Below are 26,943 nucleotides of genomic sequence, written 5' to 3'. Positions count from 1 at the left end.
CCGCAGCTACTCTTCGACCAAGCGTTAGCTTGGTGACGGGAGAGTGCGATGCGCCGTGGCATCTATCTGGTCGAAGAGGTCGACTTCCGCCCGATGAACTCGCGCAAGCCGCTGGAGTACCTCACCTGGCTGACCAGGTACAAGAAGGAGGACGAGCGGCTCGACCGGCCCGAGCTCACCCAGGGCCTGTCCATCCGGTCGCGCGAGATCGACCTGGTCGGAGCCTTCTACGCCGTGGGCATCACCGGTCACCCGCAGTTCAAGGCCGTCACGCTGTGGGACTGCCACGGCGGCTGGGACGGCGGCTGGCGGCAGATGATGAACATCTACGACGGCGTCGACGACAAGCTGTTCCTGTCCGACATCGACGACCTGCGGTTCTCCGCCTTCTCCCGCCCCCTCGGCGCCGCCCACGACAGCCCCGCCGTCGCCGACCTGCTCGCCGAGGGGTACGCCGCGCCGTTCTACCTGTTCGAAAGCGCGAGGGTGCGGCCGGGGGCGGCCCTGGACTACCTGGCGGCGGTGAAGGAGGAACGCCTCCCGATCCTCGCCGACCACGGCCACCGGCTGGTCGGCCTGTACGAGGTGCTGTTCTGCGACACCGAGGTCGTCACCATCTGGGGCATGTCGCTCGACGACCACCTCGCGACCCAGCGCGCCCGCGACGCCGCACTCGGCCTGGACGACGAGGTCACGCCCGACCCCCGCCTCCTCGACTGGCAGAAGCGCGCCCGCCACTACCTGGAGGGCCCCTGGCGCGAGACCCTCCTGGCCCCCTTCCCCGGCTCCCGCCTGGCCCCCGCGGCTCAGGCCCGCTTGCGGTAGCCGTCCAGGACGTCCTGCCGGAGCAGGAAGCCGAAGCCCGCCGACTCCAGCCGCATGCCCAGGGCCGCCTCGCTGAGACCCATCGCGGCGGCCGGTGTGCGCCGTGTTCCAGTCATGGGCGGCCAGCAGGCTGAGCAGGTGGCCGCGGCGCACCTGGCTTTCCGAGAGCCGGAAGGTCTTGAGATAGGCGACGCGGCCCCCGTCGTCGGTGATCACCTCACCGATGTGGTTCTGCTCCTTCGGACGGAAGGGCGGCATGAACCGGGACAGCGTGAAGCGCCCCATCCGGTGGACCCTCTCGAAGGTGTAGGAGGGCGACAGCAGATCGCCGGCCATGGTGGAGTCGTGGAACGCCGCCCACGCGCGTTCCTGCTCGTCCGCCGCGGCCCGCAGGTCGGCCGGCGAGCGGATCTCGTGGTCGCGCAGGCGGGCGCGGAAGTCCGGCACACCCGCCACCAGCGTCGCGTAGTGGTGGATCAGCTCGCCGTACAGGTCCAGCAGGAGGGTCTGGTGCAGCAGGCGGTAGTCGTCGGGGTGGGGTACGACGAAAGCGGCGGCGAGCGCGTCGGCGGCGTACACCATCACCCCGCACTGGCCCGGGTGGATCTCGAACACCCGCAGCGCGTCGGCCAGCCCCTGGACCTGCGCCCCGACGTACGCCTCCTCGACACGCGGCGACAGGCCCTGGCGGATCGCGCGCTGCGACCACTCCTCCCAGGCGATCGACGGGCCGCCGAAGTGGAGCGCCAGGTACCCCTCCAGGGCCAGGTGCAGGGGCAGGAAGCGCAGCCGGTCGCCGTGCTCGCGGCGGGCCATCCGGCGGTGGAACCGCAGCGGCATCGAGCGGGGTCCCGCGTCCGGGACCGTCGACAACTGCGTGCCGTACGCGGCGGCCGGCGTGCCGTCGCCGGTCCAGTGCGCCACGAACGCGTGCGGGACGTAGGAGAAGTACGACGTCCGGGGCCCGACCTGGACCGAACCGATCTCGTCGCCGTACACCCGCCGGTGCAGGCGTAGGTCGGCGAAGGGCTCGGCGCGGACGAGGGGGACCAGGCGGACCGCGCCCCAGACCTGGGAGGGGCGGGTGTCCAGGCCGGCCAGGTCGAGTGTGGTCATCGGGCGCGCTCCAGGCCGTCCTCGTGCAGGAACCGGGCCGTCCGGGCGTCCAGGTAGGCCTTCAGCTCGGCCAGGCCGGTCCGGCCCTCCGCGAACTGGGCGAGCTCGACCAGCGCGGGCAGATCCTCGGCGTCGCGGATTCCCGCCGTCGGCACCGTGGGGGCCAGGCGTCGCACGTCGAAGCCGGCCGCGTCGTACACCGGGTTGAGGTGGACCACGCTGACGCGGCGTCCCGGGTCGAGCCGGGTGCGCCATACGCGGAGCACTTCGGCGGCCAGGCCGGGCGGGGCGTTGTCCCACCCGTCGGAGACGATCACCAGGCGGTCGGGCGCGGTGTCGAGCGCGTCGAGGATCCGCCGGCCGAGCGGGGTGGGGCCGTACGGGTACGACAGTCGCACCGTAGTCCCGCGGCCGGCAGGAGGACCCTAACAGGACGCGTTTCAGGCCCTCTGCCGATTTTCCGCGCCCCTCCGGTCCGCCGGAATCGTCCGGAGAGGGGTGAGGTCTACAGCAGGGTGCCGGAGACCGGGGCGTTCCAGCGGGCGATGGCGTGTTCCTCGTGCTCGAAGCCGAGGACGGAGATCGTGCCGGTGTCGAGCTTGAGGAAGCGGCCGTCCTGCGGGGTGAGGCCGAGCCAGCGGGCGGTCAGGACGCGCAGGAAGTGGCCGTGGGAGACGAGGACGACCGTGCCGTCCGCCCCCAGCACGCGGGCGATCACCTTGTCGGCGCGCTCGGCCACCTGCTCCACCGTCTCGCCGGGGTGCTCGGCGTCCCCCGGGATGACCCCGTCGCGCCAGAGGTACCAGCCGGGACGGGTCCGCCGGATGTCGGGCGTGCTGATGCCCTCGTACCCTCCGTAGTCCCACTCCCAGAGGTTCGGCTCGATCTCGTAGTCGGTCAGGCCCGCGAGCTCCGCCGTGCGACGGGCGCGTGAGGCGGGGCTGGTGAGCACGAGCGAGACCTTCGTGCCGGAGAGGGCGGCGGCGAGGGCCCGGGCCTGCTCCTCCCCGCCGGGGGTCAGTGGGATGTCCGTACGCCCGGTGTGCCGGCCGTCCCGGCTCCACTCGGTCTCACCGTGGCGCAGAAGAATGACGCGTTCCATAGGTAGCCATCATTCACTGCCCGGCCAGCTCCTCGACGACGGGGGTGAAGGCGTCCAGATCGGACTCGTTGTGCAGGACGAAGTACGACAGATCGTGGTCGTCGCGCCAGCGGCGCAGCTTGGCGGCCATCTCGTCCCGCGAGCCGAGCAGGACCTGCGGGGTGTCGTCCTGGCGGCTGGTGTCGGCGGCGCTCCAGGCGGCCCTCTCCCTGGGGACGCCGGCCCGCATGACGCTCGTGCCGAGCTCGATCGCGTCGTACCGCGCCCCGGCGGCCGCGCGCACGATGTCGATCTTCTTCAGGAACGCGTCCAGGCCGCCGTCGTCCCGGTCCGGCCCGGAGCCGTCCGGCCGTACCCGCATGGTCAGGTTGACCACGTCCGCCTCGCGCGCGGCGAGCCTGAGGACGCGGGGCCCGCCGCCGCCGAGCTGCAGTTTGGGGTGGGGCCGCTGGACGGGCTTGGGCCGCTGGTCGAGCGCGGTGATGCGGTAGTGCTCGCCCTCGAAGCTGAACGGCCCCTCCGACCACAGCCCCTTGAGAACGGTGATCGCCTCGGCGAGCCGGTCGACGCGGACGCCGGGCGGGTCGAGCGTGAGCCCCGCGGCGGAGTAGTCGGCCGCCGCCCAGCCGGTGCCCAGGCCCACCTCCAGGCGTCCGTCGGACAGCAGGTCGAGGCCGGCGGTCTCCTTGGCCAGCACGGCCGGGTGCCGGAAGTCGTTGGCGAACACCAGCGTGCCGACCCGCAGCCGGGTGGTGGCGCAGGCTGCGGCGGTCATGGCGGCGATCGGCCCGAAGCGCGGGCCCACGAGGTGGTCGGGGACCAGCAGCACGTCGTAACCCGAGTCCTCCAGGCGGCGCGCCTTGTCGGCCCAGGACTTGGCGGACTCGGCGTCGCGGACGACGGCGGCGAACCGGAACGGTCTCACAGGGCCTCCCAGCCAAGCGCTTGTTCAAGTCACTTCCGGGGCCCAGTATCCGGGTAATCGCCCACCGCGGGCAACCGAAGCGGGGCGGGTCTCCTCGGCTCGGCCTGGCTACCTCTGGGAGCTGCGGAAACGCTGCTGGTAGGTGCGCGGGGAGACCCCCACGTGGTGGACGAAGGCACGCCGCAGGGACTCCGGGCTGCCGAACCCGGCGAGCTCGGCGGCGGAGGTCACCGAGTGCCCGGCGTCGAGCATCGACTTGGCCGCGTCCAGGCGGATCAGCTCGACGTACTTCGCCGGCGACATGCCCAGTTCGTGCTGGAACAGGCGCGCCAGGTGGCGTCCGCTGACGTTGACCCGCGCGGCGAGCCGGGGGACCGAGTGGTCGCCCGCCGGATCGGCGGCGATGGCGTCGAGCAGGCCGCGCAGCGGGGACGCCGGCGGGCGCGGCCCGGACAGCGACGGCGAGAACTGCGACTGCCCGCCCGGGCGCTGGAGGAAGACCACCAGGGACTGCGCGACCTTCCGGGCCAGCTCGGCCCCGTGATCGTCCTCCAGAAGGGCGAGGGCGAGGTCGATGCCCGCCGTGACACCCGCCGAGGTGTACACGCTGCCGTCCCGCACGAAGATCGCGTCCGGCTCGACCGCGATCTCGGGGAACGACCTCTGCAGGATGCGGGTGTGCTGCCAGTGGGTGGTGGCGCGCCGGCCGTCGAGCAGCCCGGCGGAGGCGAGGACGAACGCGCCCGTGCAGATCGAGGAGACGCGGGAGGCGCGGCGGGCCATCTCGCGGGCCGCCGACAGCAGCTCCGCCCCCACCGGGCGCGTCGGCAACAGGTCGCCCCCCGCGACGAGCACCGTGTCGAAGGCGAGGTCGTCGTGGGCGTCGGCGTCCACCGGCACGCGCATGCCCGTGGACGAGGCGACCTCCCGGCCGTGCGGCGAGCACAGCACGAGCTCGTAGGAGGCGCCGAACCGGTTGGCCTCGCTGAACACCTCGCTCGGCCCGGCGACGTCGAGCAGCTTGACGCCGTCGAACACCAGGATCCCGACCCGATGAGGCGCCGCAGGCCCGTGTGCCGCCACGTGCTGTCTCCGTTCAGCGTGGCATGTCCCGATCTGTGGGCTACCTGTCCGGACAGACGGGGTGCCGCCGCTCGCCTGGTTGCGAGGGTGAATTCACAGGATACGACCAGCCCACGACCTGCGAGGAGAACCGACATGATCGAGAAGATCGCCGGCGTCGTCGTCCCCGACTCGTTCATGGCCGCAGAGGCCACCGAGCTCGTGCGGGAGGTGGCGGGCCCGCTGCTGTACCACCACTCACGCCGCGTCTACCTGTTCGGCACCCTGCAGGGGAGGAGGCTCGGGCTCGAAGCCGACCCCGAACTGCTCTACGTCGGTGCGATGTTCCACGACCTCGGGCTGACCGAGCCCTACCGCCGTACGACCGAACGGCGCTTCGAGATCGACGGAGCCGACGAGGCGCGCCGGTTCCTCACCTCCCACGGCGTGCCGGAGGCCGGCATCCGCAAGGTGTGGGAGGCGATCGCGCTGCACACCACCCCGGAGGTGCCCTACCACCTCGAACCCGAGGTGGCGCTGGTCACCGCCGGGGTCGAGACCGACGTGCTCGGCGTCGGCTACCACCGCCTCGACCCCCGGGACATCGCCGAGGTCACCGCAGCCCACCCGCGGCCCGACTTCAAGCGGCGGATCCTCGCCGCCTTCACCGAGGGGTTCAAGGACCGGCCGGGCACGACGTTCGGCACGGTGAACGCCGACGTGCTCGAACACTTCGTGCCAGGGTTCCGCCACATCGACTTCGTCGAGGTGATCATGAACTCCGACTGGCCCGAGTGACCCGGTGTGAACGTTCAGCCGGAGCAGGACTTGCGGAACCAGACGGTCTTCGCGCTGCCGTCGGGGGCCGGCATGACGCCCCATTCGTCGCACACGGCCTCGACGATCGTCAGGCCGCGGCCGTGCTCGGCGTCGTCGTCGGCGACCTGCCGCCGGGGACGTCCGGCGCCGTGGTCGGTCACCTCGGCGAGGACGTCGTGATCCGACATGCACAGGGTGAGCTGGATGGGCGGCAGGCCGTACAGGACGGCGTTGCTCAGCACCTCGCTGGTCGCGAGCACCACGTCGTCGGTCAGCTCGCCGCCGTCGGTGAACTTCCAGTCGCCGAGGGCCCGCCGGACCTTGCCTCGCACGTCACCCAGGACCGTGGGGTCCCTGGGAATGTCCCAGCACACCGTGCGATGGCCGTCCCCGGTGCCGATCATGTACTTCCCCGTCTGTGTCGTTTATGGCATGGATGACCATACTCTGTCCATGTTTGCGCTTTTTGCCCGGCTGTCTGGTGGCGGCGGCACCGTGCGGGGCAAGGCCCGTTCTTTCTGGGGGACCCTGGTGCTCCATGCGGTGAACTGCGGGAATCGATGTCCGGTGGCGAGCTGAGGCGGCCGCCCGCCCGGACCGGGACGAGTCACCCGCGGCGCCCGTCCGCTGCGCGGTTAGCATTCGACCTTGTGACGCCCCGAGAACTGGCGGACGCCTACCTCGCCGCCCTGAGCAAGGGTGACCTCGACCGCATCCTCGCCCTTTTCGCGCCCGGCGCGATGGTCTACTCGCCCATGTACGGGCCCAACTCCGCGGTGGACTTCTTCCCCAAGACCCTCGGGGACAGCAGCGCGTCGTACCTGACGCTGCGCGGGGTCACGACGGGGGAGACCGTGACCGGCACCCGCCTGGTGAACATCTGGTTCCACTACGACTGGCGCCTGCCCAGCGGCCGCCCGGCCCCGTTCGACGTGGTCGACGTCATGGAACTGGACGCCGAGGGCCGCATCGCCGCCATGCACATCGTGTACGACACCATCGACGTCCGCCCTGCGTACGAGGAGGACACCGGCCACCCCTCCTATCGCAAGCCGCGGGACTGACCTCCGCGCGGTGACGCCGAACCGCTCCACGCCTCTTGCGTCTCCGGATCCCGGTCCCTCGCCCGCGCCCCGCGATCGGTCCGCCGTCCGGCCGACTTGACGGCTTCGTGTTCCACCTGTCAGTCTTCACTAACAGGTGGAACATAGAGATGACTGCGGAGGGATCCTGACCAGTGAGGAGCTGTTGGCGGTGCTCGCAGCCCTCGGGCATCCGCAGCGGTTGCGCATCGTCGCGGGGCTTGCCGAGGGCCGGGTGCACGTGAGCGAGCTCGCCCGGCGGCTCGGCATCTCGCGTCCGCTGCTCTACATGCATCTGGAGCGGATGGAGAAGGCAGGGCTGGTCGCCGGCGACCTGGAGCTCTCGGCGGAGGGCAAGGCGATGAAGTACTTCCGGCTGGCGCCGTTCGATGTGCGCCTGTCGGTGAACACGATCCTCGACGCCCTCCGGGCCGACGAGGCGGAGCAGGGCGACGAGGCGGGGCGGATGGATCACGGGTCGCGGAACGACGGCCAGGAAGGGCCCGACGACATGCAGGAGACACGGAGTTGAAGGAAATCATCATCCCCAGCGTCGTCTTGCTGCTGCTCACCACCATGGTCGTGGCCGGCCTGCTCTTCTACTTCCGGCTGCTGCGGCACCGCACCGAGATCGCGGCGATGTCGGAGTACCGCCGGCTGGCCGAGCAGACCTTGCGCAACCAGGAGCGGCTTCAGGCGCAGCTGGCCGACCTCACCGACCGGCTGAGCGATGTCGAGCAGCTCCTCCGGAGCGTCGGATGACCGCATGATCGGGAACGGCCCGGACGCGAGCTGGCACTCGCCGTCCAGGCCCTGACCGGCGGTACGTAGGAAAACGGGGTGGCGAGCTGGCACTCGCCACCCCGAACGAAGTCGCGCGACCCACGCCGTGACGGCGTGCCTTCAACGCGCACGAACATCAAAGGAAAGGAGAGCAGCTCATGCTGCTCGAAAGCAAATCAGTCCGCAGGGACGCCGCCGAGCCGAGCGGCGCGGGCCGGTGAACGGCGGGACGAAGCGGCCCCTGACCGTGCGGATCGCCGGCTGGAGCGCCACCCACCCATGGCGGGCGATCGTCGGCTGGTGCCTGTTCGTCGCGCTCTGTCTCGGCATCGGCGCGGCGGTCGGCACCCGCAGCGCGTCCACGGAGGACTACCGGGTCGGCGAGGCCGGCAGGGCCGAGGCGATGGCCGCCGAGGGCGGCCTGCAGCGCAAACCCGTGGAGTACGTCACCGTCCGTTCCAGGACGGGCCCGCTGGACGTCACGGCCGCCGGCGCCGCCGTGCGGGACCTCACCGCCGGCATGGAAAAGCTCCCCGAGGTCGCACGCGTCGGACCTCCGGTCCGGTCCGCGGACGGCGCGGTGCTCAGAGTGGACGTGACGATGAAGGGCGAGGAACTCGACGCCCGCAAGCACGTCGACGCACTGACCGCCGAGACCGCCCAGGTGCAGAAGAACCACCCGGACCTGGTCCTGGAGGAGAGCGGCAGCCCCTCGATCAGCCAGGGCGTCGACGAACAGCGCGGCGGCGACCTGGCGCTCTCCGAGGCGATCACGTTGCCGGTCACGCTGGTGACCCTGCTGCTGGTCTTCGGCTCCGTCGTCATGGCCGGGGTGCCGCTGCTGCTGGCGCTGTCGTCGATCGCCGCCGCGATGGGGCTCGCCATGGTGGTCTCGCACGTCATCCCGGACGCCGGCGTGGGCAACAACGTCATCCTGCTGATCGGCATGGCGGTCGGTGTCGACTACACGCTGTTCTACCTCAAGCGCGAACGCGAGGAGCGTGCCCGTGCCGGAGGGCGGCTCAGCCCGGAGGCGGTGGTGGAGCTGGCGGCGGCCACCTCGGGACACGCCGTCGTGGTCTCCGGCTTCGCGGTGGTCGTCTCGACCGCCACGCTGTACCTGGCCGGGGACATCGTCTTCGCCTCCCTCGCCACCGGCACGATCGTCGTCGTCCTGGCCGCGGTGATCAGCTCGCTGACCGTGCTGCCCGCGCTGCTGGTCACGATCGGGCGCCGGGCGGCGCGCAGGCGGAAGCCGGTCGCGGCCCGGAGGACCGGCACCGGCCGGGTCTGGGGCGTCCTGCTGCGTCCGGCGAGCAGGCATCCGGCGATCACCCTGTGCCTGTCGGTGCTGGTCATGGTCGCGCTCGCGCTTCCCGCACTGGGCATGCAGCTGAGGGTCCTGAACAAGGACAGCCACTCGCGCGAGATCCCCGCACTGCAGGTGTACGACAGGCTGACCGCCGCGTTCCCGGAACTGCGCGTCCAGCACCAGATCGTCGTACGGTCCGAGCCGGCGCGTTCCGGCGAGGTGGCCCGGGCGCTGCGGGACCTCGCGCGGCGCGCGCAGGCGGACCCGCTGTTCGCCGGGCGCGCCAAGCCGCGCGAGCAGGCGTCGGCCGACGGCCGTACCAGCCTGCTGGAGCTGTCCACCCCGTTCCGGTTGAGCTCCCCGCAGGCGCGGGAGTCGCTCGACCGGCTCCGTGGCGACTACCTCCCCGCCACGGTCGGCCGGCTGGCGGGGGTGGAGGCGGCCGTCACGGGGGACGTCGCCCGTGACGCCGACTACCTGGCCAACCAGGACGCCAAGCTTCCGCTCGTCGTGGGGTTCCTGCTGCTGGTGACCTTCGTGATGACGGTCGTGATGTTCCGTTCGGTGGTGCTCGGACTGGTCGGGATCGCGCTCAACCTGCTCTCCGCGGCCGGCGCGTTCGGGCTGCTGGTGGTGTTCTTCCAGCACGGCCTGGCATCGGTGCTGTTCGGCTTCGACGAAAGCGCCACGAGCGCGATCGGATCCCGCGTGCCGCTCTTCCTCTTCGTGATCCTCTTCGGGCTGTCCATGGACTACCAGGTGTTCGTGGTGAGCCGGATCCGCGAGGCGGCGCTGCGCGGAACGCCTCCCCGCCAGGCCGTGCTGGAGGGCATCGGCTCCTCGGCCAGTGTCGTGACCAGCGCCGCCGTCGTCATGGTGACGGTGTTCGCCGCCTTCGTGTTCCTCCACCTGGCGGAGATGAAGCAGATCGGCTTCAGCCTGGCGACGGCCGTGCTGCTGGACGCCTTCGTCATCCGGGTGCTGATCCTGCCGTCGGCGATGACACTGCTCGGCCGCAGGGCCTGGTGGCCGTCCCGCCCGGCACCGCGGTCGACGCCCGCGCCGGAAGCGGTCGCGGTGCGCGGCTGATCGAGCGGCCGCCGGCGGAGCCCGAAACCTTCAGACCCACGCCGCCCTGGCCGGACATCCGGCCACGGTGGCGTCTCATGGTCGACAGCGTCCATGTGGCCCTGGACGGAGGGCGGCCCCGATCAGTTCAAGGTGTCGGGATCGGGGCCGACGCGGGTGCCGTTGTCGAGGGGCTTGATGGCGGCCATGTCGTCGTCGGTCAGGGCGAAATCGAAGACGTCGATGTTCTCGCGGATGCGCTCCGGGGTGACCGACTTGGGGATGACGACGTTGCCGAGTTGGAGGTGCCAGCGCAGGATCACCTGGGCGGGGCTCTTCCCGAGCCGGTCGGCGATCGAGGTGATCACCGGGTCCTTCAGGAGGGCGCCCTGGGCCAGCGGGCTCCAGGCCTCGGTGACGATGGCGTGCTCGGCGTGGAAGGCGCGCAGCTCGTCCTGCTGGAGGTTCGGGTGGAGCTCGACCTGGTTGATCACCGGCACGACGCCGCCGTGGTCGAGCAGCCGGCGCAGGTGGGCGGGCTGGAAGTTCGACACGCCGATCGCGCGGACCCGGCCGTCGGCGTAGAGCTTCTCGAAGGCGCGCCAGGTCTCCAGGTAGCGGTCCTTGGCCGGGGTGGGCCAGTGGATGAGGTACAGGTCGAGGTAGTCCAGCCCGAGCTTGGCGAGGCTGGCGTCGAAGGCGTTGAGGGTGGAGTCGTAGCCCTGCTCGCTGTTCCACAGCTTGGTGGTGACGAAGAGCTCCTGGCGGGGGAGCCCGGACCGGGCGATCGCCTCGCCGACGCCCTCCTCGTTGCCGTAGATGGCGGCGGTGTCGATGCTGCGGTAGCCCGCCTCCAGGGCGGTGGTGACGGCGGCGACGGTCTCCGACTCCGGCACCTGGAAGACGCCGAAACCGAGCTGCGGGATCCGCACGCCGTTGTTGAAGGTGATATCGGGCACGACTGACATGGTTTGTCGCCTAACTTGCTTGTTCTGCTGGATCGAACCGGGTGCCTGTCCCCGGGGATCGAGGAGGACGAACACCCGATCAGGGAATGATGGTCGGGATGACGCCGCCGTCGGCGCGCAGGGCGGCCCCGTTGGTCGCGGCGGAGAGCTCGGAGCCGACGTACAGCACGAGGTTCGCCACCTCTTCGGGGCGGATGAGCCGGCCGAGCAGGGACGTCGGCCGTTCCTCGGTCATGAACCGCCGCTCCGCCTCGGAGAAGGGGACCTCGTCGCCCATGAGGTCGGTGATGAACTCCTCGACCCCCGGGGTGAGCGTCGGGCCGGGCAACACGCAGTTGACCGTGACACCGCTGCCGGCGACCGACTGGGCCATGCCGCGGGAGACGGCGAGCTGGGCCGTCTTGGTCATCCCGTAGTGCACCATCTCGGTCGGCGGCAGCACCGACGAGTCGCTGCTGATGAAGATCACCCGCCCCCAGCCCCGTTCGGCCATCCGTGGAATGTAGAAGCGGGCCAGGCGCACCCCGCTGAGGACGTTGACCTCGAAGAAGCGCCGCCACTCCTCGTCGGGGATCTCGAACACCGGCTTGGCGGCGAAGATGCCGGTGTTGTTGACCAGGATGTCGACGTCGGGCTCCACCACCGTGATCGCCTGCGCGCCCTCGGCGGTGGCGACGTCGGCCGCCATGGCCTGGACGTCGCGGTTGCCGGTCTCCTCCCGGATGCGGTCGGCCGCCTCCCGCGTGCGCTTCTCGTCGCGCCCGTTCACCAGGACGCGCGCGCCCGCCCGGGCGAAGGACGTGGCGATGGCCTGGCCGATGCCCGAGGTGGAGCCGGTCACCAGTGCGGTGCGGCCGCTGAGGTCGATGTGCATCTGTCCGCCTCCAGGTGGTCGCTCGCCTGCTCGCGCGGCCGGCGCTCGCACCGGCCCCACGGCCGACGTTAGTTGCACACGCCTGTTATTGCAAGCGCGGGTATAAATCCCCCCTCCGGTCGATTGTCTCTCGCTCCCCTGAGGGGTGGAGGCCCGGCCGCCGTACGGCCCGCCCCGGCGCGAGGTGGGTCAGAGCGTCCGTAGCCCCTCGAGCACGGCCTGGTAGATCTCCAGGTCGAGAAGGTCCTCCTCGCGCGGAGGCTCGTGGATCGCCACATGCCCTCGGTCGGCCAGGTCGCCGAGCAGGACGCGCACGGTGCCGGCGGGCAGGTCCAGGCGGGCGGCGATCTCCGCGACGGACAGCGGCCGCCGGCAGATCTCGACGATGGCGTGGTGCTCCGGACCGAAGCCCGGTTCCGCCGGGATCGCGGGGGCGGTGGTCGCCACGAGCGCGACGAGGTCGATCCGCCCCCGGCTCGGCGTCGTGCGGCCGCGGGTCATGACGTACGGGCGGACGATGCGCCCGGCGTCGTCGTCGATCCACTGCTCACCGGCCGGTCCGCCGGACAGGGTCGTCATGGGCGGAACAGGCCGGAAGCCGGCCGTACGTCGTCGCCGCCGGGCCGCGTGGTCTCGGCCGCGCCCTCCGGGCGAGAGCTGAGGGGTTTCGGCATGATCCGGGACAGGGGGCCCTGCCCGCGGTCGGCACCGACATCGACCGGCATCTCGACGCTCTCCCACTTCGAAGCCGCCCGCGACAGCGTGCGGCGGGCTCGGACCTTGCCTTCTCCGCTGGAACTCGCGATCCAGCGTCGGTTGCCTCAATAGCCGCGTAAAACGCAAATCGCTACGCTTGCCATCAAGATGGTGCGAGCTCCATGAATTATCACGATCTTCTGACTGCGGGCAACTTTCTCGGTAATGGGCGGCCGTGCTGTCACTACCGGTGATCATTACGGTCGGGACGACCTGTTTCGGGATGTCGGCGGAATGTTCAGGGGAAACGCCGCGCTCCGCAACGGGGTGCAGCGGCGATGGCCGGTCATCGTGAGGCGCCGCTGTTTTCGGGCCGCCGGGAATGGCGAGAATCCCGCATTTCTCGATAAGTCACGTCGGCGCCGGCCGGAGATGTCGCGTGCGGGGCGGGCGGCCGAGCAGGGGTGCTTCGGGTAGACCAAGCGCTTGCTTTAGTGGGTCGGTTGGTTCGACACTGAGGCATGGCCATCAATGCCCCGGTCCGTGAGGTGACCGATCACGAGGTCGACTTCTTCAAGGAGAACGGCTGGGTGCGGCTGCCGCGCCTGGTGGGCTCCGGAACGGTGGACGCGCTGCGCGAGCGGGCGCTCGGATACCTCAGGGCGCGCCCCAGGGAGCGCACCACCCTGGTCGACCAGGCGTTCGGCCAGTCCAGGGACATCGCCGAGACCGACGAGGCCTTCCACGACCTCGCCTTCGACCCCGCCATGGGCCGCTGTGCCGCCCGCCTGCTGCACGGCGTCCGCGGGGTGCGCATCCAGGTGACGAACCTGCTGGTCAAGGAGCCCGGCGACGGCGGGCACGGCGCCACCGAGTTCCACCAGGACTTCCCCTGGATGCCCATGGACCGCTCGGCGATGCTGACCATCTGGCTGGCGCTCGTCGACGTCCCCGCCGAGATGGGGAGCCTGCGCTTCTACAACGGCTCCCACCGGCACGGCATCCTCGGCCGCAGCTTCACCCGCGACGGCGACGACCAGCTCACCCAGCACCCCTGGCTGAAGGAACTGGAGCTGTCGCCGCCGCTCGACCTCGCCGCCGGGGACGCGACGGTGCACCACGCGCTGACCGTGCACGGCGCGGCGGCCAACCGCAAGGACAGCCCCCGCCTGTCGTTCACGGTCACCTACTTCGACGCCGACGCGCTCTACACCGGCACCCCCTACAAGCAGACCGACGGCCTGGGCCTGCGCGTCAACCAGCCGTTCGACCACCCCCGCTTCCCGGTCGTCTCCCAGGGCGCGCCGTGAGCGTCCAGACGGTACGGGGGCCGGTGACCGACCTCGGGGCGACGCTCATGCACGAGCACGTCTTCGGGCTCAGCCCGGAGATCCTGTGGAACTGGCCCGACATCCCCGAGGGCTGGGACCTGGAGCTGCGGGCCCGGGAGGCGGCCGCGAGGCTGGACGAGCTCAAGGCCGAGGGCATCGACACCATCGTGGACCTCACGGTGGTCGGCCTCGGCCGCTACGTCCCGGCGGTGCAGCGGGTGGCCGAGCTGACCGAGGTCGACATCGTCGTCGCCACCGGGCTCTACACCTACGACGCGCTGCCGCCGTACTTCGGCAACCGCGGCCCCGGCAGCCTGTTCGGCGGGCCCGACCGGCTCGCCGAGTTCTTCGTCAGGGACATCACCGAGGGCATCGGGCGGACCGGGGTGAAGGCGGCGATCCTGAAGTGCGCCTCCGACCACCAGGGCATGACGCCGGGCTGCGAGCGCGTGTTCCGCGCGGTCGCGCGGGCGCACCTGGAGACGGGGGCGCCGATCACCACGCACTCCCACAGCGCCTCGCGCGGCGGCCTGGAGCAGCAGCGGCTCCTCGCCGCCGAGGGCGTCGACCTCACGCGGGTGGTGATCGGCCACGCCGGCGACTCCACCGACCTCGGCTACCTGGAGGAGCTCGTCGCCGCGGGCTCCTTCATCGGCATGGACCGGTTCGGCATCGACACGATCAGCCCCTTCGAGGACCGGGTGGCGGTCGTCGCCGAGATGTGCGCCCGCGGCCACGCCGGGCGCATGGTGCTGTCGCACGACTCCTACTGCTTCAACGACCGCTTCGACGCCCAGGTGGTGCGCGAGCGGCACCCGAACTACCACCTGTTGCACATCTCCCGCGACGTCCTCCCCGAGCTGCGCGAACGCGGCGTGACCGAGGACCAGATCGACCAGATGCTCGTCGAGAACCCCCGAAGGATCCTCACCCCGAGGTCGTGATCATGGAAGACACCTCTCCGGCCACCGCCGCCGACTTCGACGTCACCGCCGACTGGCACGTCGCGTCGCCGTACGCCTTCCTGCGCAGGCTCAGGGACGAGCGGCCGGTGTTCCGCAGCGAGCACCTCGGCGCGTACGTCCTGAGCCGCTACGAGGACGTGCGGGCGGCGTACGGCGACGCCAGGCGGTTCTCGTCCGAGGGATCGCTCACCATCTCGCGCAGCCTCGCCGAGGAGACCAAGAAGGTCCTCGGCGACCACGGCTCCTTCCTGTCCAGCTTCGTGGCCAACGTCGACCCGCCGACCCACACCCGGCTGCGCCGCTCGGTGTCGCGGGCGTTCACCCCCCGGGCCGTCACCGCGATGCAGGAACGGTTCCGGCGGCTGAACGAGGAGCTGCTGGACCGGGTCGCGCCGGACGGCGGGGGCGACCTCGTCGCCGAGATCGCCCACGTGCCGTCCGCCAAGCTCACCGCGCGGTTCATCGGAGTGCCCGAGGCGGACGAGGAGTTCGTCAAGCAGCACGTCAAGGACTGGTTCCTGCTGTTCCTCTCGCCGCAGCCGCCGGACCGGCAGCTGGTGCTGGCGCGCAGTTTCCTCGAATACCTCGACTACGTCGACAAGCTGGTCGCCGCCCGCGCCGCCGAGCCGCGCGACGACTTCACCTCACTGATGACCGGGCTGATCGGCAGCGAGCTGACGCACCGGGAGGTCGTCGAGCTGATCTCCACGATCCTGCTCGGCGGCAACGACACCGTGCCGAACCAGCTGGGCAACAGCGTGCTGCGGCTGCTGCGCGAGGACGCCTGGCCGGTCCCGCCCGAGCTCGTGCAGAACGCCGTCGAGGAGTGCATGCGCATCGACGGCGCCAGCCTCGGGTCCTACCGCTACGCCCGCGCCGACATCGAGCTGCACGGCGTCACCATCCCGGCGGGCGCGCTGGTGCTGCTCTCGACCGACTCGGCCGCGCACGACGAGAAGGTCTTCCCCTCGCCCGAGACCTTCGACATCCGGCGCCGCAACGCCGACGCCCACATGACCTTCGGGTACGGCATCCACTTCTGCGTGGGCGCCGCACTGGCCCGCCTGCAGTTGCGGACGGCGTTCGAGGTGCTCGGCGACCGCCTGCCGCGCCTGCGGCCGGTGCCCGGTCAGCCGATCGCCCACCGCAGGTCGATCGTGGGCCGCGGGCTGACGTCCCTGCTGGTGGAGTGGTGAGGCCGAGGTTCGAGGGCAGGGTCGCCCTGGTCACCGGCGGCGGCTCGGGAATCGGGGCCGCGACGGCCCGCAGGCTGGCGGCCGAGGGCGCGCGGGTCGGCGTCGCCGACGTCCGCGCCGACGCCGCCTGGCGGGTCGCCACCGGGATCGGCCCGGCGGCGCTCGCCCTGAAGTGCGACGTCGCCGACGAGGGCTCGGTCGCCGCGGCCGTGGAGGAGCTGGCCGGGCACTTCGGCGGGCTGGACGTGGTGCACTCCAACGCCGCCTGCCTGGACCGGGAGGTGTACGGGCGGGACGGTGATCTGCTCGACCTCGACGTGGAGGTCTGGGACCGCACGATGGCCGTGAACCTGCGCGGCGCCGTGCTCGCCGTCAAGCACGCCGTGCCGCGCATGACCGGGGGCGGGGCGATCGTCGTCACCTCGTCGGTCTCCGGGCTGGTGGGGGACACCGACCACGCGGCGTACGGCACGTCGAAGGCGGCCCTTAATGGATTCATCCGTTATGTCGCGACGATGTACGGCGCGCGCGGCATCCGGTGCAACGCGGTCGCGCCCGGATTGGTGATGACCGAGGTGGCGCGGGCCGTCATGAGCCCGGAGAGGCTCGCGGAGAAGGCCGCCGAGCGCGTGCTGCCGTGGGCGGCGAGCCCGGAGGACGTCGCCGCGCTCGTCGCCTTCCTGGCCTCCGACGAGGCCCGGTGCGTCACCGGGCAGGTCGTCGCCGTCGACGGCGGCACCACCGCCCACCGTCCCGAGCACGCCATCCGCTCCTGGCGGGACGCGGCCGGGTAGAAGCGGGGTGTTCGGGCGAAGTCGGCCGCGCGACACGTTCGTGCTTGCTAATCTCGCGGCCTATTGGATGAAATATCCGGATACGTCGGGGAGCTGAGCGCGTGGAGCCTGTGTCGGTGGGGCTGGTCGGAGCCGGACAGTGGGCGGAGTCGGTGCACGCCCCCGCACTCGCCAAGGGACCGCACACGCGGCTCGTCGGCGTCTGGGCGCGCAGGCCGCGGGCCGCCGCCCGGCTGGGCGTCCCCGTCTACGAGCGCATCGAGGAACTGTTCGACGTCTGCGAGGCCGTCGCGTTCTGCGTGCCGCCGGGCGTGCAGGCCGAGCTCGCCGTCCAGGCCGCCAGGGCCGGCAAGGCGCTGCTGCTGGAGAAGCCGCTCGCGGCCGGCCTCGACGGCGCCAAGCGCCTGGCCGACGCGGTGGGCGAGGCCGGGGTGGCGTCGCAGATGGTGCTCACCTTCCGGTACTCGGCGGCGACCAAGGCGTTCCTGGAACGGGTCCGCGGCATCGAGCCGTTCGGCGGGTACGCCATGAACGTGTCCGGCGCGCTGCACACCATCGACTCCCCGTGGCGGCAGGAGCGCGGCGCCGTCCTCGACGTCGGCCCGCACATGATCGACATGCTCGACGCCGCCCTCGGCCGCGTCACCGGCATCCGCGCCCACGGCCATCCGCTGGGCTGGGTGGGGCTGCTGCTGGAGCACGAGACCGGGGCGGTCAGCGAGGCGTCGCTGTCCATGGCCGCGCGCCTCGAACGCGGCTCCTCCCACGTCGCCGTGTTCGGCCGCCACGGCAGCGAGACGCTCGACGGCGGCGACCTCGGGTACGACGTCTTCCCCGACATGGTCGCCGAGTTCGCCCAGACCGTCCGCCGCGGCGGCGGCCACCCCCTCGACGCCCGCCACGGCCTCCGCCTCCAGGAACTGATCGCCGCGGCCGAGGCCCAGCTCGCCTGACCCGGTCGGCCCCGGGCTGTCCCGGGCCGAGGGGGCTTGGTACGGTTCCTGTGACGCGCGGCGGTGCAGCGAAGTCCGGTGGGAGTCCGGCGCTGTCCCGCAACTGTGAGCCCCTCGGGGGGGCGAGCCAGGTCGCCTGCCTGCCGCGCCGACGCCATCAACCCTCGTGGAAAAGGGTGATCCGTCGTTTCGCGGGTCTCTCGATTTCCCGGCAACAGGAGGACTCTCGTGAGGCCCGTACGCACGGCCTTGGCGGGGGCGTTGCTGGGTGCGCTGACGCTGGCCGGATGCGGCCAGTCCGCCGGCGGCTCAGACACCGCTTCGGCCGCCCCCACCCCCACCACACCCGCGGCGTCCACCGAGGGCGCCGGTTTCCCCGTCACCGTCCAGGCCGGCAACGGCTCGGTGACCATCGCCGAGAAGCCCCGGCAGATCATCTCCCTCTCGCCGACCGCCACCGAGACCCTCTTCGCGATCGGCGCCGGATCCCAGGTGACGGCCGTGGACAGCCTCTCGAACTACCCGGCCGAGGCGCCCAAGACCGACCTTTCGAGCTTCAAGCCGAACGCCGAGGCGATCATCGCCAAGAAGCCCGACCTGGTCGTGCTCTCCAACGACATCGGAGGCGTGGTGGCCGCGCTGACCAAGGTCGGCGTCCCCGTCCTGCTCGAACCCGCCGCCACCAAGCTGGACGAGAGCTACGACCAGATCGCCGACCTCGGCGCCGCCACCGGCAACAAGGCGAAGGCCGACGAGGTCGTCCAGGGCATGAAGCAGCAGCTCGACCAGCTGGCCGCCCAGGCCCCCAAGGACAAGAAGCTCACCTACTACCACGAGCTGGACAGCACGCCGTACTCCGTCACCTCCAGCACCTTCGCCGGGCAGATCTACGCCCTGTTCGGGCTGACCAACATCGCCGACAAGGCACCGGACCCCGCCGGCGGCTATCCCAAGCTCTCCAGCGAGTTCGTGGCCAAGTCCGACCCCGACCTGGTCTTCCTCGCCGACACCAAGTGCTGCGGCCAGTCGAAGGAGACGCTCGCCAAGCGGCCCGGGTGGGGCGGCCTGACGGCGATCAAGAAGGACCGGGTCGTCCAGCTCGACGACGACATCGCCTCCCGCTGGGGCCCGCGCGTGGTCGACTTCGCCAAGGCCGTCGACGAGGCCGTCAAGAAGGCCGCCGCCTGAGACCCCGACGGACGGCCGCACCCATGGTGAGAACGGCGGCGGGTGACGGTGAAGGCCGCCTCGGGCGGCCCGCCGCCCGCGCCGAGGACGATGAGACCTCCGGCGTGGGGGCCGGAGCGAGCGGGCCGGGACGGCGGCGGGCGGTCGCGCTGACCGTCGCCGCCGCCCTCCTCGTGGCGGTCATGCTCGGCGGCGTCATGATCGGCGCGGTCGGCATACCGCCGAAGGGCGTGCTGCTCGAACTGCTCGACAGGCTCCCGCTGGTGTCGGTCGACTCGGGGCTGTCGCCCGTCGAACGGGGACTGCTGTTCCAGCTCAGGCTGCCGCGCGTGGCGCTGGCCGCGATCGTCGGCGGCCTGCTCGCCCTGGCCGGGGCGAGCTACCAGGGCGTCTTCCGCAACCCGCTCGCCGACCCGTACCTGCTCGGCGCGGCCGCCGGAGCCGGCTTCGGCGCGACCCTGGTGATCGTGTTCACCCAGGCCGAAGGGTTCGTCCCGCTCGCGGCCTTCGTGGGCGCGATCGGCGGCGTACTGCTGGCCTACGCGCTGGGCAACACCGCGGGCCGCGGCGGCGGGACCGCCACCCTGGTGCTCGCCGGCGTGGCCGTCATGTCGTTCCTGTCCGCCTTGCAGGCGTTCGTCCAGCAGATCAAGGTGGAGCAGCTCCAGCGCATCTACGCCTGGATCCTGGGCGGGATCGGCGGCGACTGGTCGCAGGTGTGGCTGGTGGCGCCGTACGCCGTGGTGTCGGTCGCCGTCCTGCTCGCCCACGGGCGGCTGCTCGACGTGCTGTCCGTCGGCGACGACGAGGCGGGCAGCCTCGGGGTCAACGCGGGACGGGTCAGGCTGGTCGTGCTGTGTGCGGCCTCGCTGGCGACGGCCTCGGCGGTGGCGGTGAGCGGGCTCATCGGGTTCGTGGGCATCGTCGTGCCCCACATCGTGCGGCGCCTGGCGGGCGGGTCGTACCGGGTGGTGCTGCCGCTGTCGCTGCTGGCGGGCGCGTCGTTCCTCGTGCTGGGCGACCTGGTCGCCCGTACCGTCCTCGCCCCGGCGGAGCTGCCGATCGGCGTGGTCACGGCCTTCATCGGCGCCCCGTTCTTCGTCGGCGTGCTCCGCGCGACCCGGGCGGTCGGCCCGTGAACGCGCCCAAGGTGGATTCGATCGAGGTGCGGGATCTGTCGGTCGAGCTCGACCGCCGCACCGTCCTGTCCGGCGTCAGCCTGTCGGTGCGCGGCGGGGAGTGGCTGGCCGTCGTCGGGCCCAACGGCGCGGGCAAGTCGACCCTGCTGCGCGCCATGACGGGCCTGCTCGGCGGGCACGGCGAGGTGCTGGTCGACGGCGTGCGGGTGCGCGAGATGCCCCCCCGCCGGCGGGCGCGGCTGGTGGCGTACGCGCCGCAGACCCCGCTGCTCCCCTCCACACTGACGGTTTTCGAGTACGCCCTGCTCGGCCGCACGCCGTACATCTCCTACTTCGGCGGTGAATCCCACGACGACCGGGAGATCACCGGCCAGGTGCTCGAACGGCTCGACCTGGCGCCGCTGGCGTCCCGGCCTCTCGGGCGGCTGTCCGGCGGCGAGCGCCAGCGGGTCGTGCTTGCCCGCGCGCTCGCCCAGCGGGCCCCCGTGCTGCTGCTCGACGAGCCCACCACCGCCCTCGACCTCGGGCACCAGCAGCAGGTGCTGGAGCTCGTCGACCGCCTGCGCCTGGAAGGCGGGCTGACGGTGGTGACGACCATCCACGACCTCGGCCTGGCCGGGCAGTACGCCGACTCGGTGCTGCTGGTCGCCGACGGGCGCCGCGTCGCCTCCGGCCCGGTGGAGGAGGTCCTGACCGAGTCGCTGGTCGCCCGCCACTTCGGCGCCCACGTCCGCGTCACCACGGGCCCCGACGGCCGTCCCGTGGTCACCCTGACCCGCCCCGCCGCCTCCTCGCCGGGCTGAATCGGTACGCTTCCGGCAGCCCCCCGCCGCGAGGAGACCCCCATGCTTTCCCTGAGCCACCGGCACGAGGACGGCGCCCGGCTGGCGTCGCTGCTGTGGGAGTTCGGGCCGGGGTGGCGCATGATCTCGTCGGCGATGGTGGGCGGCGGCATCGGTCCGGGGGAGTGGGTGCTGAACGCGCAGGTCGTGGGGGCGTACTCCCGGATGGACCCGGTGGAGCACCTGATCGAGCTGTCCCCGGCGGGCCCGGGGGTGGCCATGATGACGGCCGCCGCCGTCGAGCGGTACACCCGCGCCCACGACGGGGGAGTGGACGCCGTCGCCACCGTGGGCCTGCGGGTGCCCACCTGGGCGGCGTCCCCGGAGGGCGTCCCCGACGTCGAACTCCGTCCGGAGCGCGCCGCCGCCCCGGTGCCGGTCACGGCCGCTCCGGCCCCGGGAACGATCAACATCATCGTGGCCGTTCCCGTGGCGATGACCGACGCCGCCCTGGTCAACACCGTGATGACCGTGACCGAGGCCAAGACCCAGGCGCTGATCGAGGCCGGCTACGAATGCACGGGAACCGCCTCGGACGCCGTCTGCGTGGCCGTACGGGCCGACGGCCCGCAGGAGCTCTTCGGCGGCCCGAGGGCGACCTGGGGCGCCCGCGCCGCCCGGGCCGTCCACCGCGCCGTCCTCACCGGGGCGCGGGCCTGGGCCGCCGGGTGAACTCCCCGGTCCCGCCGGCCGTCAGTTGCCGTGGCTGTGCTCGGGGACGGTGGGGCCCTCGCTGGCCTGGACGAGGACGAAGCCCGGGCCGTTGAACGCCAGTTGCGCCGCCTCGCCGCTGCCCCGGCCGATGAGGGCGCCCAGCTTCATGGTGCGGTTGACCCCGACCTGGAGATTGGAGCTCCAGCAGACGGCGGCCTGGGCGTCGGCGAAGGTGGGCATCCGGCCGGTGTCCAGCAGCACCGGGGTGCCGTGCGCGGTGATCGCCACCCAGCCGGTGCCGTGGATCGTGGTGTTGAACAGGCCGCCCGTCGCCATGCCGGCCCCCTGCACCCGCTGGATGTCCCAGGTGAGCTGCGGGTCGAAGGCGAGGAGATTGGCCCCGTTGACCGTGATCGCCTCGTTCTCCAGGTAGAACAGGTGGATGTCGTCGGCCTCGTGGGCCAGGAACAGCAGGCCCTGCCCCCGGACGCGCATGAGCGGCGCGCCCTCACCCGTGATCATCTTCTTGAGGAACCTGCCGACGCCGCCCGAGCCTTCGTAGTCGAAGTCCATCTGCCCCTGGAAGGCCACCATGGACCCCTGCCGGGCCAGCACCTCTCCCTGCAGATGGACCCGGAGCATCTTGGAGTTCTGCTGGGCGAAGTGCCCGGGAAGCTGTCCGGGGTCAAGGTTGGCGAAGAACGAACTGCGCATCGGGGAAAGGCCTCTCGGGGGCGGGCGTCGGAACGTGTGCAAGCAGTGTGACGAACTCGCGTCCGCTCAAGTTCCGGCGGGGTCGAGACCGTAATCCGTCCGGGCGCCGTCCGGGGTGATCCTGCCGGTCCTGAGGTCGAGGAGGATCTCCTCGGCGGGGCGCTCGCCGGGGGAGCCGATGCCGCCGCCGCCCGTGGTCTCGACGACGAGCGCCTCGCCGGCGGCGAAGCGCGCGTTGTTCACCTTGGAGGCCAGACGTTCGAGCGTGCCGTCCGCTCGGCGCCTGTAGAAGCCGCCGAGCCTGCCGGGCAGGCCGCCGTCCCGGCCGGGAGGGGCGTTGCGGAGCCTGTCGCCGCGCGTGGTGACGTGGGCGTCGGCGAGGAAGCGGAACACCGTCCTCGACCCCAGTCCGCCCCGCCAGCGCCCCGGGCCGCCGGAGTCGGGGATCGTCTCCACCGACTCCACGATCATCGGGCAGCGGGTCTCCACCGGTTCGGCCTGGGGGACCGAGTTGCGGCCGATGCCGAAGTGGACGCCCGTCGCGTCCGGGCCGTCCTTGCCCGCCCGCGCCCCCACGCCGCCGAAGTCGTAGGAGAGGTGGATCCAGTACGGCGCGGAGCAGGCGGCGATGCTGAACGGCTGCAGGATCCCCGACGCGGCGATGGCCCGGCCGGGCATGGCGTCCGACAGCGCCTGGAAGATCGCCTCCATCGCCGCGTAGATCGGCACGAAGCGCCCGCCGCACGGATAGGGGGACTGGGCGTTGAGCAGCGACCCCGGCGGGAGCCGTACGTCGATCGCGCGCAGGCAGCCGTCGTTCATGGGGATGGCCGGGTCGAGGAAGCACCGGACGGCGAACACGGCGGCGGCCAGCGACTGCGAGGACGAGGAGTTGATCGCCGCCGGCACCTGGGGATCGGTCCCGTCGAAGTCGAGGACGATGCGCGGGGCGGACGCCTCTTCGTCCCGGACGGTCACGGTGACGCGCACGGTGTGCGAGCGGGTCAGGTCGATGCCGTCGTCGTCGATGGCGTACGAGGCGGCGTAGCGGCCAGGCGGCAGCTCGGCGAGGGCGGCGCGCGTGCGGGTCTCGGTGTGGTCGAGGTAGGCGTCCACGGCGGAGGCGAGGCCGTCCGGCCCGTGCTCGGCGAGCAGCGCCGACAGCCGCGCCGCCGCGACGGCCGTGCCCGCGACCAGGGCGCGGACGTCGCCCATGACCTTGTCCGGGGTACGGCTGTTGGCCCGCAGGATCGCCTCGATCGCCGGCTCGATCCCGGCCTCGGTGGCGAGCCGCACCGGGGGCAGCTGCAGCCCCTCCAGGAAGATGTCGGTCGCCAGCGGCGCCATGCCGCCCGCGGACAGGCCGCCGAGGTCCGAGACGTGGATCATGGTGGCGGTGAAGTACGCGGGCCGCCCGCCGGTGAACACCGGGCGGTACACCAGCAGGTCGTTGGTGTGCACGCCGCCCCGGTAGGCGTCGTTCAGCGCGAACACCTCGCCCGGCCGCATGGTCTCGGCGGGGATCTCCTTCAGCAGTTCGGGCAGGGCGACCTTCAGGGCCATGCTGTTCATCAGCGTGGTCGCCATCGACTGGGCGACGAGCCGCCCGCGGGCGTCCAGGATGGCGGCGGAGGCGTCGGAGCCCTCGACGATGAAGGTGGAGTACGCCGACCGCACCACCACGATGCTGGCCTCCTCGGCGGCCACCACCAGCGCGTTCCGCAGCACCTCGGCGGTCAGCGACTCGGTCAACGGGCACGCTCCAGGATCACGGCCCCCGCGGGGGAGAGGGTGGCGCTCCAGCCGGGGGGCACGACGATCGTGGCCTCCGCGTCCTCGATGATCAGCGGGCCGGCCGCCGTGCCGGTGAGCCGGTCGCGGGTGAGCACCCGGGTGGGCGTGAAGCCGCCGCTCTCCGGGAACCACGCCGCTCTGGTGCGCTCCCCGGCCGGTGGCGGACCCGCGGCGCGCGCGGGGGCGGCGGGCGGGGTGGCCGCGCGCCGGGTGAGGCGGACGCGGTAGCTCACCACCTCCACCGGGCCCCGCTGCCCGATCCCGTACACCTGGCGGTACTTCTCGAAGAACCGCGCCGCCAGTTCCTCCGGAGAGTCGCTCCACGGCACCGTCAGGTCATGTGCCTGCCCGGCGAACCGCACGTCCGCCGACCGCTCCACCGCGACGTCCGGCGCGCCGAGGGTGACGCCCAGGTCGCCGGCCGCCGCCGCCGCGAGCTCCGCGAATACGGCCGAGGGGTCGCCGGCGCCGAGCCGCGACAGCACCCGGTCGGTGGACAGGTCGCCCGCCAGCAGCCCGGCCGCCGAGCCGACGCCGCAGTACGGCGGCACGACGACGGTGCCGATGCCGAACCGCTCGGCGACCCGCGCGGCGTGCACGGGACCGGCCCCGCCGAAGGCGACCATGACGAAGCCCCGCGGGTCGATGCCGCGCTGCACGGTGACGACGTGCACCGCCGCCCCCATCGCGGCGTTGGCGATCTCGTGGACGGCGTGGGCCGCCTCGGCGCGGGAGACGCCGAGCGGCCCGGCGAGCCTCAGGTCGACGGCCTTCGCGGCCGGTTCGGCCGACAGCGGGAGCGACCCGAGAGACGCCGGGTCGAGGTAGCCGAGCACCAGATCGGCGTCGGTCACCGTCGGCTCGTCCCCGCCCAGGCCGTAGCAGGCCGGTCCGGGCGCGGAGCCGGCCGACCGGGGGCCGACCTTGAGCGCGCCGGCGGGGTCGACCCAGGCGACGCTGCCGCCCCCCGCGCCCACCTCGGCGAGGTCGATCGCGGGCGTCTTGATCGGAACGCCGGTGCCGGCCCTCCTGCCGCCGAAGCTGCCCTTGCCCCCGACGTGGAACTCGTGGGTGATCTCGGGCCGGCCGTTCCTGATCACGCAGGTCTTGGCCGTGGTGCCGCCCATGTCGAAGGAGATGACGTCCGGGTGGCCCGTCAGGGCGGCCGCGAGGACTCCGGCGGCCGGTCCCGACTCGATCGTGGCGACGGCCCTGCGCGCGGCCAGCTCGGCCGACATCACCCCGCCGCCGGACTCCATGACGTGCACGGGCGCGTCGACGCCGATCTCGCGGAGCCGGGCGCGCAGCCGTTCGAGGTAGCGGGCCATCACCGGGCCGACGTACGCCGACATGATCGTCGTGGTCGCCCGTTCGTACTCCCGCAGTTCCGGCCACACCTCCGAGGAGATCACCACGGTGGACCCGGGAGGCAGGGCCTCGCGCACGATCTCGGCCACCCGCCTCTCGTGGCCGGGGGCGGCGTAGGAGTGCAGCAGGCACACCGCGACCGAGGCGATGCCCCGGCGGGCGATCTCGGCCGCGACCTCGCGCGCCGCGTCCTCGTCGAGCGGCTCCAGCGTCTCGCCGCGCGGGCCGGTCCGCTCGGGCACCTCGAAGCAGTCCTCGGGGGCGACGGGCGGCGGCGGGGGGTCGAAGCGCAGGTCGTAGCGGTCCTCCTCGACGCGTGCGTAGCGGCCGAGGGGGATGACGTCGCGGAAGCCGCGGGTGGTGACGTACGCGACCCGCACCCCCGTGCGCTCCAGGACGGCGTTGGTGGCGAGGGTGGTGGCGTGGACGACCCGGGTGACGGCCCCGGCGGGGACGCCGGCCCGGCCGAGCGCGGCGGTGACGCCGGCCATGATGCCCTCGGCCGGGTCGTCGTGCGTGCTCAGGACCTTGGCCACGGTCACGGTCGCCCCGCTGACCACCACGTCGGTGAAGGTGCCGCCGACATCGACCCCGATCGCATAGCTCACGAGCCGCACACTATTACCCGAGCAAGCGCTTGTCTACGACGCCCTCGGCGGCCCGATCACCCCGTGAACCTCACCCCCGAGACGATCCGCTCGACCAGCGCCCCGTCGCATTTCGCCGGTGGGCAGAAGAACGTGATCAGGACGACCGGCTGCCCCTCGCCGCGGCCGACGACGTAGACGACCAGGTCCAGCCGGCCCTGCTGGGCGGGATCGGCGACCACGCCGGTCAGTTTGAACGCGGGCCTGCCCGCCACGGTCGCCGTGGCCGGCGCCGAGGCGAAGTCGGACGGGCCCGGCAGCACGAAGCCCAGGCTGCGCTTGAGGGTCTCCGGCGGATCGGAGGTGGCGATCGTGTCGCTGACCTCGGCGAAGACGCCCGTCGCCCGGTCGGGGTGGGCGGCGAGCAGGGCGTTCACCGCCGCCCAGTCGGAGGCGACGGGCACCGAGAACAGCGCGTCGAACTCGGCCGCCGCCGGGGAGACGACGGCGTACTCGTCGGCGTGCGTCCGCGCCTCCCAGCCGCCGGGGTACTCGAACGAGATCGGCGCCGCGGTGGACCCGGGATAGCGTTTGACGCCCACCGGGACCTTCCCCCCGCCCGCCAGCAACGTGGCGGCGACGGCGATCGAGACCAGCACCGCCCCCACGCCGACCAGCACACCCACCGGCGGGCGCCGCCTGCCCGCGCGTCGCGCCGCCCCCGCCCGGGTGACCGCCCCGGCGTCGTCCCCCGCCGGGGACAGGCCGCGCCCGGCGCCGCGCGGC

General features: G+C 72.3%; 27 protein-coding genes, 2 pseudogenes and 1 riboswitch. Of the genes and pseudogenes, 15 read left to right on the top strand and 14 right to left on the bottom strand.

What is annotated here, in order from left to right:
- The first annotated feature begins 48 nt into the window (after positions 1 to 48).
- Complete coding sequence (locus KIK05_RS42985; protein WP_214416681.1) at positions 49 to 825, top strand: NIPSNAP family protein; 777 nt, start codon at positions 49 to 51, stop codon at positions 823 to 825.
- Here the strand turns inward: KIK05_RS42985 and KIK05_RS48555 are convergent.
- The 6 genes and pseudogenes from KIK05_RS48555 to KIK05_RS49290 all read right to left on the bottom strand — a co-directional run bounded on the left by KIK05_RS48555 (position 807) and on the right by KIK05_RS49290 (position 5,051).
- Complete coding sequence (locus tag KIK05_RS48555; RefSeq protein WP_284681600.1) at positions 807 to 941, bottom strand: hypothetical protein; 135 nt, start codon at positions 939 to 941, stop codon at positions 807 to 809. The two genes, KIK05_RS42985 and KIK05_RS48555, sit on opposite strands and share 19 nt — an antisense overlap.
- 223 nt (positions 942 to 1,164) lie before the next feature.
- A pseudogene (locus KIK05_RS49640) lies at positions 1,165 to 1,941 on the bottom strand (ARPP-2 domain-containing protein); the annotation flags it as partial.
- Positions 1,938 to 2,339: a hypothetical protein gene (locus KIK05_RS42975; RefSeq protein WP_214416680.1), complete on the bottom strand. Its 402-nt coding sequence runs from the start codon at positions 2,337 to 2,339 to the stop codon at positions 1,938 to 1,940. The pseudogene KIK05_RS49640 and the gene KIK05_RS42975, both read right to left, overlap by 4 nt.
- A 107-nt stretch (positions 2,340 to 2,446) precedes the next feature.
- Entirely contained in the window at positions 2,447 to 3,043 is a 597-nt protein-coding gene (locus KIK05_RS42970; RefSeq protein WP_214416679.1) for a histidine phosphatase family protein, read from the bottom strand.
- A gap of 13 nt (positions 3,044 to 3,056) precedes the next feature.
- Entirely contained in the window at positions 3,057 to 3,968 is a 912-nt protein-coding gene (locus tag KIK05_RS42965; protein WP_214416678.1) for a TIGR03621 family F420-dependent LLM class oxidoreductase, read from the bottom strand.
- A gap of 108 nt (positions 3,969 to 4,076) precedes the next feature.
- Entirely contained in the window at positions 4,077 to 5,051 is a 975-nt protein-coding gene (locus KIK05_RS49290) for a GlxA family transcriptional regulator (protein ID WP_214416677.1), read from the bottom strand.
- A 135-nt stretch (positions 5,052 to 5,186) separates the two neighbouring features.
- Between KIK05_RS49290 and KIK05_RS42955 the strand changes: the two genes are divergently transcribed.
- Positions 5,187 to 5,828 carry an HD domain-containing protein gene (locus KIK05_RS42955; RefSeq protein ID WP_214416676.1) on the top strand — a complete coding sequence of 214 codons (642 nt, stop codon included), beginning with the start codon at positions 5,187 to 5,189 and terminating at the stop codon, positions 5,826 to 5,828.
- Positions 5,829 to 5,842: 14 nt separating this feature from the next.
- On the opposite strand, the gene KIK05_RS42950 is transcribed toward KIK05_RS42955, so the two are convergent.
- A complete protein-coding gene (locus tag KIK05_RS42950; RefSeq protein WP_214416675.1) occupies positions 5,843 to 6,253 on the bottom strand; it encodes an ATP-binding protein in 411 nt (136 codons plus the stop codon).
- Positions 6,254 to 6,499: 246 nt separating this feature from the next.
- Here KIK05_RS42950 and KIK05_RS42945 point away from each other — a divergent pair, with 246 nt between their 5' ends.
- The 4 genes from KIK05_RS42945 to KIK05_RS42930 all read left to right on the top strand — a co-directional run bounded on the left by KIK05_RS42945 (position 6,500) and on the right by KIK05_RS42930 (position 10,115).
- Positions 6,500 to 6,913 (top strand): nuclear transport factor 2 family protein, encoded by a 414-nt coding sequence (locus KIK05_RS42945; RefSeq protein WP_214416674.1) that lies wholly within the window; start codon positions 6,500 to 6,502, stop codon positions 6,911 to 6,913.
- 190 nt (positions 6,914 to 7,103) lie between these two features.
- On the top strand, positions 7,104 to 7,463 hold the full coding sequence (locus KIK05_RS42940) for an ArsR/SmtB family transcription factor (protein ID WP_308250375.1): 360 nt from the start codon (positions 7,104 to 7,106) through the stop codon (positions 7,461 to 7,463).
- Positions 7,460 to 7,693, top strand: coding sequence for a hypothetical protein (locus KIK05_RS42935; protein ID WP_250564401.1), 234 nt, complete (start codon positions 7,460 to 7,462; stop codon positions 7,691 to 7,693). The genes KIK05_RS42940 and KIK05_RS42935 overlap by 4 nt, the downstream gene beginning before the upstream one ends.
- Before the next feature lie 238 nt (positions 7,694 to 7,931).
- A complete protein-coding gene (locus KIK05_RS42930; protein ID WP_214416673.1) occupies positions 7,932 to 10,115 on the top strand; it encodes an MMPL family transporter in 2,184 nt (727 codons plus the stop codon).
- Between the two features lie 122 nt (positions 10,116 to 10,237).
- On the opposite strand, the gene KIK05_RS42925 is transcribed toward KIK05_RS42930, so the two are convergent.
- The 3 genes from KIK05_RS42925 to KIK05_RS42915 form a co-directional block, all read right to left on the bottom strand.
- Positions 10,238 to 11,062: an aldo/keto reductase gene (locus tag KIK05_RS42925; protein WP_214416672.1), complete on the bottom strand. Its 825-nt coding sequence runs from the start codon at positions 11,060 to 11,062 to the stop codon at positions 10,238 to 10,240.
- A gap of 79 nt (positions 11,063 to 11,141) precedes the next feature.
- Positions 11,142 to 11,936 (bottom strand): SDR family NAD(P)-dependent oxidoreductase, encoded by a 795-nt coding sequence (locus KIK05_RS42920; RefSeq protein ID WP_214416671.1) that lies wholly within the window; start codon positions 11,934 to 11,936, stop codon positions 11,142 to 11,144.
- A gap of 189 nt (positions 11,937 to 12,125) precedes the next feature.
- Complete coding sequence (locus tag KIK05_RS42915; protein ID WP_214416670.1) at positions 12,126 to 12,515, bottom strand: DUF742 domain-containing protein; 390 nt, start codon at positions 12,513 to 12,515, stop codon at positions 12,126 to 12,128.
- 638 nt (positions 12,516 to 13,153) lie between these two features.
- Here KIK05_RS42915 and KIK05_RS42910 point away from each other — a divergent pair.
- The 9 genes from KIK05_RS42910 to KIK05_RS42870 all read left to right on the top strand — a co-directional run bounded on the left by KIK05_RS42910 (position 13,154) and on the right by KIK05_RS42870 (position 21,712).
- Positions 13,154 to 13,942, top strand: coding sequence for a phytanoyl-CoA dioxygenase family protein (locus KIK05_RS42910; RefSeq protein WP_214416669.1), 789 nt, complete (start codon positions 13,154 to 13,156; stop codon positions 13,940 to 13,942).
- The gene (locus KIK05_RS42905; protein WP_308250374.1) at positions 13,939 to 14,907 is read left to right on the top strand and encodes a phosphotriesterase family protein; all 969 of its coding nucleotides are present in this window, start codon (positions 13,939 to 13,941) and stop codon (positions 14,905 to 14,907) included. Before KIK05_RS42910 ends, KIK05_RS42905 begins: the two co-directional genes overlap by 4 nt.
- 2 nt (positions 14,908 to 14,909) lie before the next feature.
- Positions 14,910 to 16,124 carry a cytochrome P450 gene (locus tag KIK05_RS42900; RefSeq protein WP_214416668.1) on the top strand — a complete coding sequence of 405 codons (1,215 nt, stop codon included), beginning with the start codon at positions 14,910 to 14,912 and terminating at the stop codon, positions 16,122 to 16,124.
- Entirely contained in the window at positions 16,121 to 16,918 is a 798-nt protein-coding gene (locus tag KIK05_RS42895; RefSeq protein ID WP_214416667.1) for an SDR family NAD(P)-dependent oxidoreductase, read from the top strand. The genes KIK05_RS42900 and KIK05_RS42895 overlap by 4 nt, the downstream gene beginning before the upstream one ends.
- A 101-nt stretch (positions 16,919 to 17,019) precedes the next feature.
- Complete coding sequence (locus tag KIK05_RS42890; protein ID WP_214416666.1) at positions 17,020 to 17,871, top strand: Gfo/Idh/MocA family protein; 852 nt, start codon at positions 17,020 to 17,022, stop codon at positions 17,869 to 17,871.
- Between the two features lie 74 nt (positions 17,872 to 17,945).
- Positions 17,946 to 18,003, top strand: a riboswitch (cobalamin riboswitch).
- 96 nt (positions 18,004 to 18,099) lie between these two features.
- Positions 18,100 to 19,059 (top strand): ABC transporter substrate-binding protein, encoded by a 960-nt coding sequence (locus KIK05_RS42885; RefSeq protein ID WP_214416665.1) that lies wholly within the window; start codon positions 18,100 to 18,102, stop codon positions 19,057 to 19,059.
- Positions 19,060 to 19,241: 182 nt separating this feature from the next.
- Positions 19,242 to 20,198, top strand: a complete 957-nt coding sequence (locus KIK05_RS42880) for a FecCD family ABC transporter permease (RefSeq protein WP_250564408.1) — start codon at positions 19,242 to 19,244, stop codon at positions 20,196 to 20,198.
- Positions 20,195 to 21,001 (top strand): ABC transporter ATP-binding protein, encoded by an 807-nt coding sequence (locus tag KIK05_RS42875; RefSeq protein WP_214416663.1) that lies wholly within the window; start codon positions 20,195 to 20,197, stop codon positions 20,999 to 21,001. The genes KIK05_RS42880 and KIK05_RS42875 overlap by 4 nt, the downstream gene beginning before the upstream one ends.
- Before the next feature lie 42 nt (positions 21,002 to 21,043).
- Entirely contained in the window at positions 21,044 to 21,712 is a 669-nt protein-coding gene (locus KIK05_RS42870; protein WP_214416662.1) for an adenosylcobinamide amidohydrolase, read from the top strand.
- A 21-nt stretch (positions 21,713 to 21,733) separates the two neighbouring features.
- Here KIK05_RS42870 and KIK05_RS42865 read toward each other — a convergent pair whose 3' ends face one another.
- From KIK05_RS42865 to KIK05_RS42850, 4 genes and pseudogenes are all read right to left on the bottom strand, one after another.
- Positions 21,734 to 22,408, bottom strand: a complete 675-nt coding sequence (locus tag KIK05_RS42865) for an AIM24 family protein (RefSeq protein ID WP_214416661.1) — start codon at positions 22,406 to 22,408, stop codon at positions 21,734 to 21,736.
- Between the two features lie 66 nt (positions 22,409 to 22,474).
- On the bottom strand, positions 22,475 to 24,160 hold the full coding sequence (locus tag KIK05_RS42860) for a hydantoinase B/oxoprolinase family protein (RefSeq protein WP_250564400.1): 1,686 nt from the start codon (positions 24,158 to 24,160) through the stop codon (positions 22,475 to 22,477).
- The gene (locus tag KIK05_RS42855) at positions 24,157 to 26,178 is read right to left on the bottom strand and encodes a hydantoinase/oxoprolinase family protein (protein WP_214416660.1); all 2,022 of its coding nucleotides are present in this window, start codon (positions 26,176 to 26,178) and stop codon (positions 24,157 to 24,159) included. The genes KIK05_RS42860 and KIK05_RS42855 overlap by 4 nt, the downstream gene beginning before the upstream one ends.
- Before the next feature lie 56 nt (positions 26,179 to 26,234).
- Positions 26,235 to 26,943: pseudogene (locus KIK05_RS42850) on the bottom strand (hypothetical protein); the annotation flags it as partial.

This window comes from Sphaerisporangium fuscum (assembly GCF_018531465.1).
Classification (GTDB): domain Bacteria; phylum Actinomycetota; class Actinomycetes; order Streptosporangiales; family Streptosporangiaceae; genus Sphaerisporangium; species Sphaerisporangium fuscum.
Note: the sequence above shows the minus strand (reverse complement) of the source record. Positions and strands in the feature narration are given on the sequence as shown.

What these genes read in the sequence shown, in the direction of transcription:
- KIK05_RS42985 (WP_214416681.1), top strand. Translation starts at nt 49, where the DNA reads ATGCGCCGTGGCATCTATCTGGTCGAAGAGGTCGACTTCCGCCCGATG.
- KIK05_RS48555 (WP_284681600.1), bottom strand. Translation starts at nt 941, where the DNA reads ATGACTGGAACACGGCGCACACCGGCCGCCGCGATGGGTCTCAGCGAG.
- KIK05_RS42970 (WP_214416679.1), bottom strand. Translation starts at nt 3,043, where the DNA reads ATGGAACGCGTCATTCTTCTGCGCCACGGTGAGACCGAGTGGAGCCGG.
- KIK05_RS42955 (WP_214416676.1), top strand. Translation starts at nt 5,187, where the DNA reads ATGATCGAGAAGATCGCCGGCGTCGTCGTCCCCGACTCGTTCATGGCC.
- KIK05_RS42950 (WP_214416675.1), bottom strand. Translation starts at nt 6,253, where the DNA reads ATGATCGGCACCGGGGACGGCCATCGCACGGTGTGCTGGGACATTCCC.
- KIK05_RS42925 (WP_214416672.1), bottom strand. Translation starts at nt 11,062, where the DNA reads ATGTCAGTCGTGCCCGATATCACCTTCAACAACGGCGTGCGGATCCCG.
- KIK05_RS42920 (WP_214416671.1), bottom strand. Translation starts at nt 11,936, where the DNA reads ATGCACATCGACCTCAGCGGCCGCACCGCACTGGTGACCGGCTCCACC.
- KIK05_RS42915 (WP_214416670.1), bottom strand. Translation starts at nt 12,515, where the DNA reads ATGACGACCCTGTCCGGCGGACCGGCCGGTGAGCAGTGGATCGACGAC.
- KIK05_RS42910 (WP_214416669.1), top strand. Translation starts at nt 13,154, where the DNA reads ATGGCCATCAATGCCCCGGTCCGTGAGGTGACCGATCACGAGGTCGAC.
- KIK05_RS42900 (WP_214416668.1), top strand. Translation starts at nt 14,910, where the DNA reads ATGGAAGACACCTCTCCGGCCACCGCCGCCGACTTCGACGTCACCGCC.
- KIK05_RS42880 (WP_250564408.1), top strand. Translation starts at nt 19,242, where the DNA reads ATGCTCGGCGGCGTCATGATCGGCGCGGTCGGCATACCGCCGAAGGGC.
- KIK05_RS42870 (WP_214416662.1), top strand. Translation starts at nt 21,044, where the DNA reads ATGCTTTCCCTGAGCCACCGGCACGAGGACGGCGCCCGGCTGGCGTCG.
- KIK05_RS42865 (WP_214416661.1), bottom strand. Translation starts at nt 22,408, where the DNA reads ATGCGCAGTTCGTTCTTCGCCAACCTTGACCCCGGACAGCTTCCCGGG.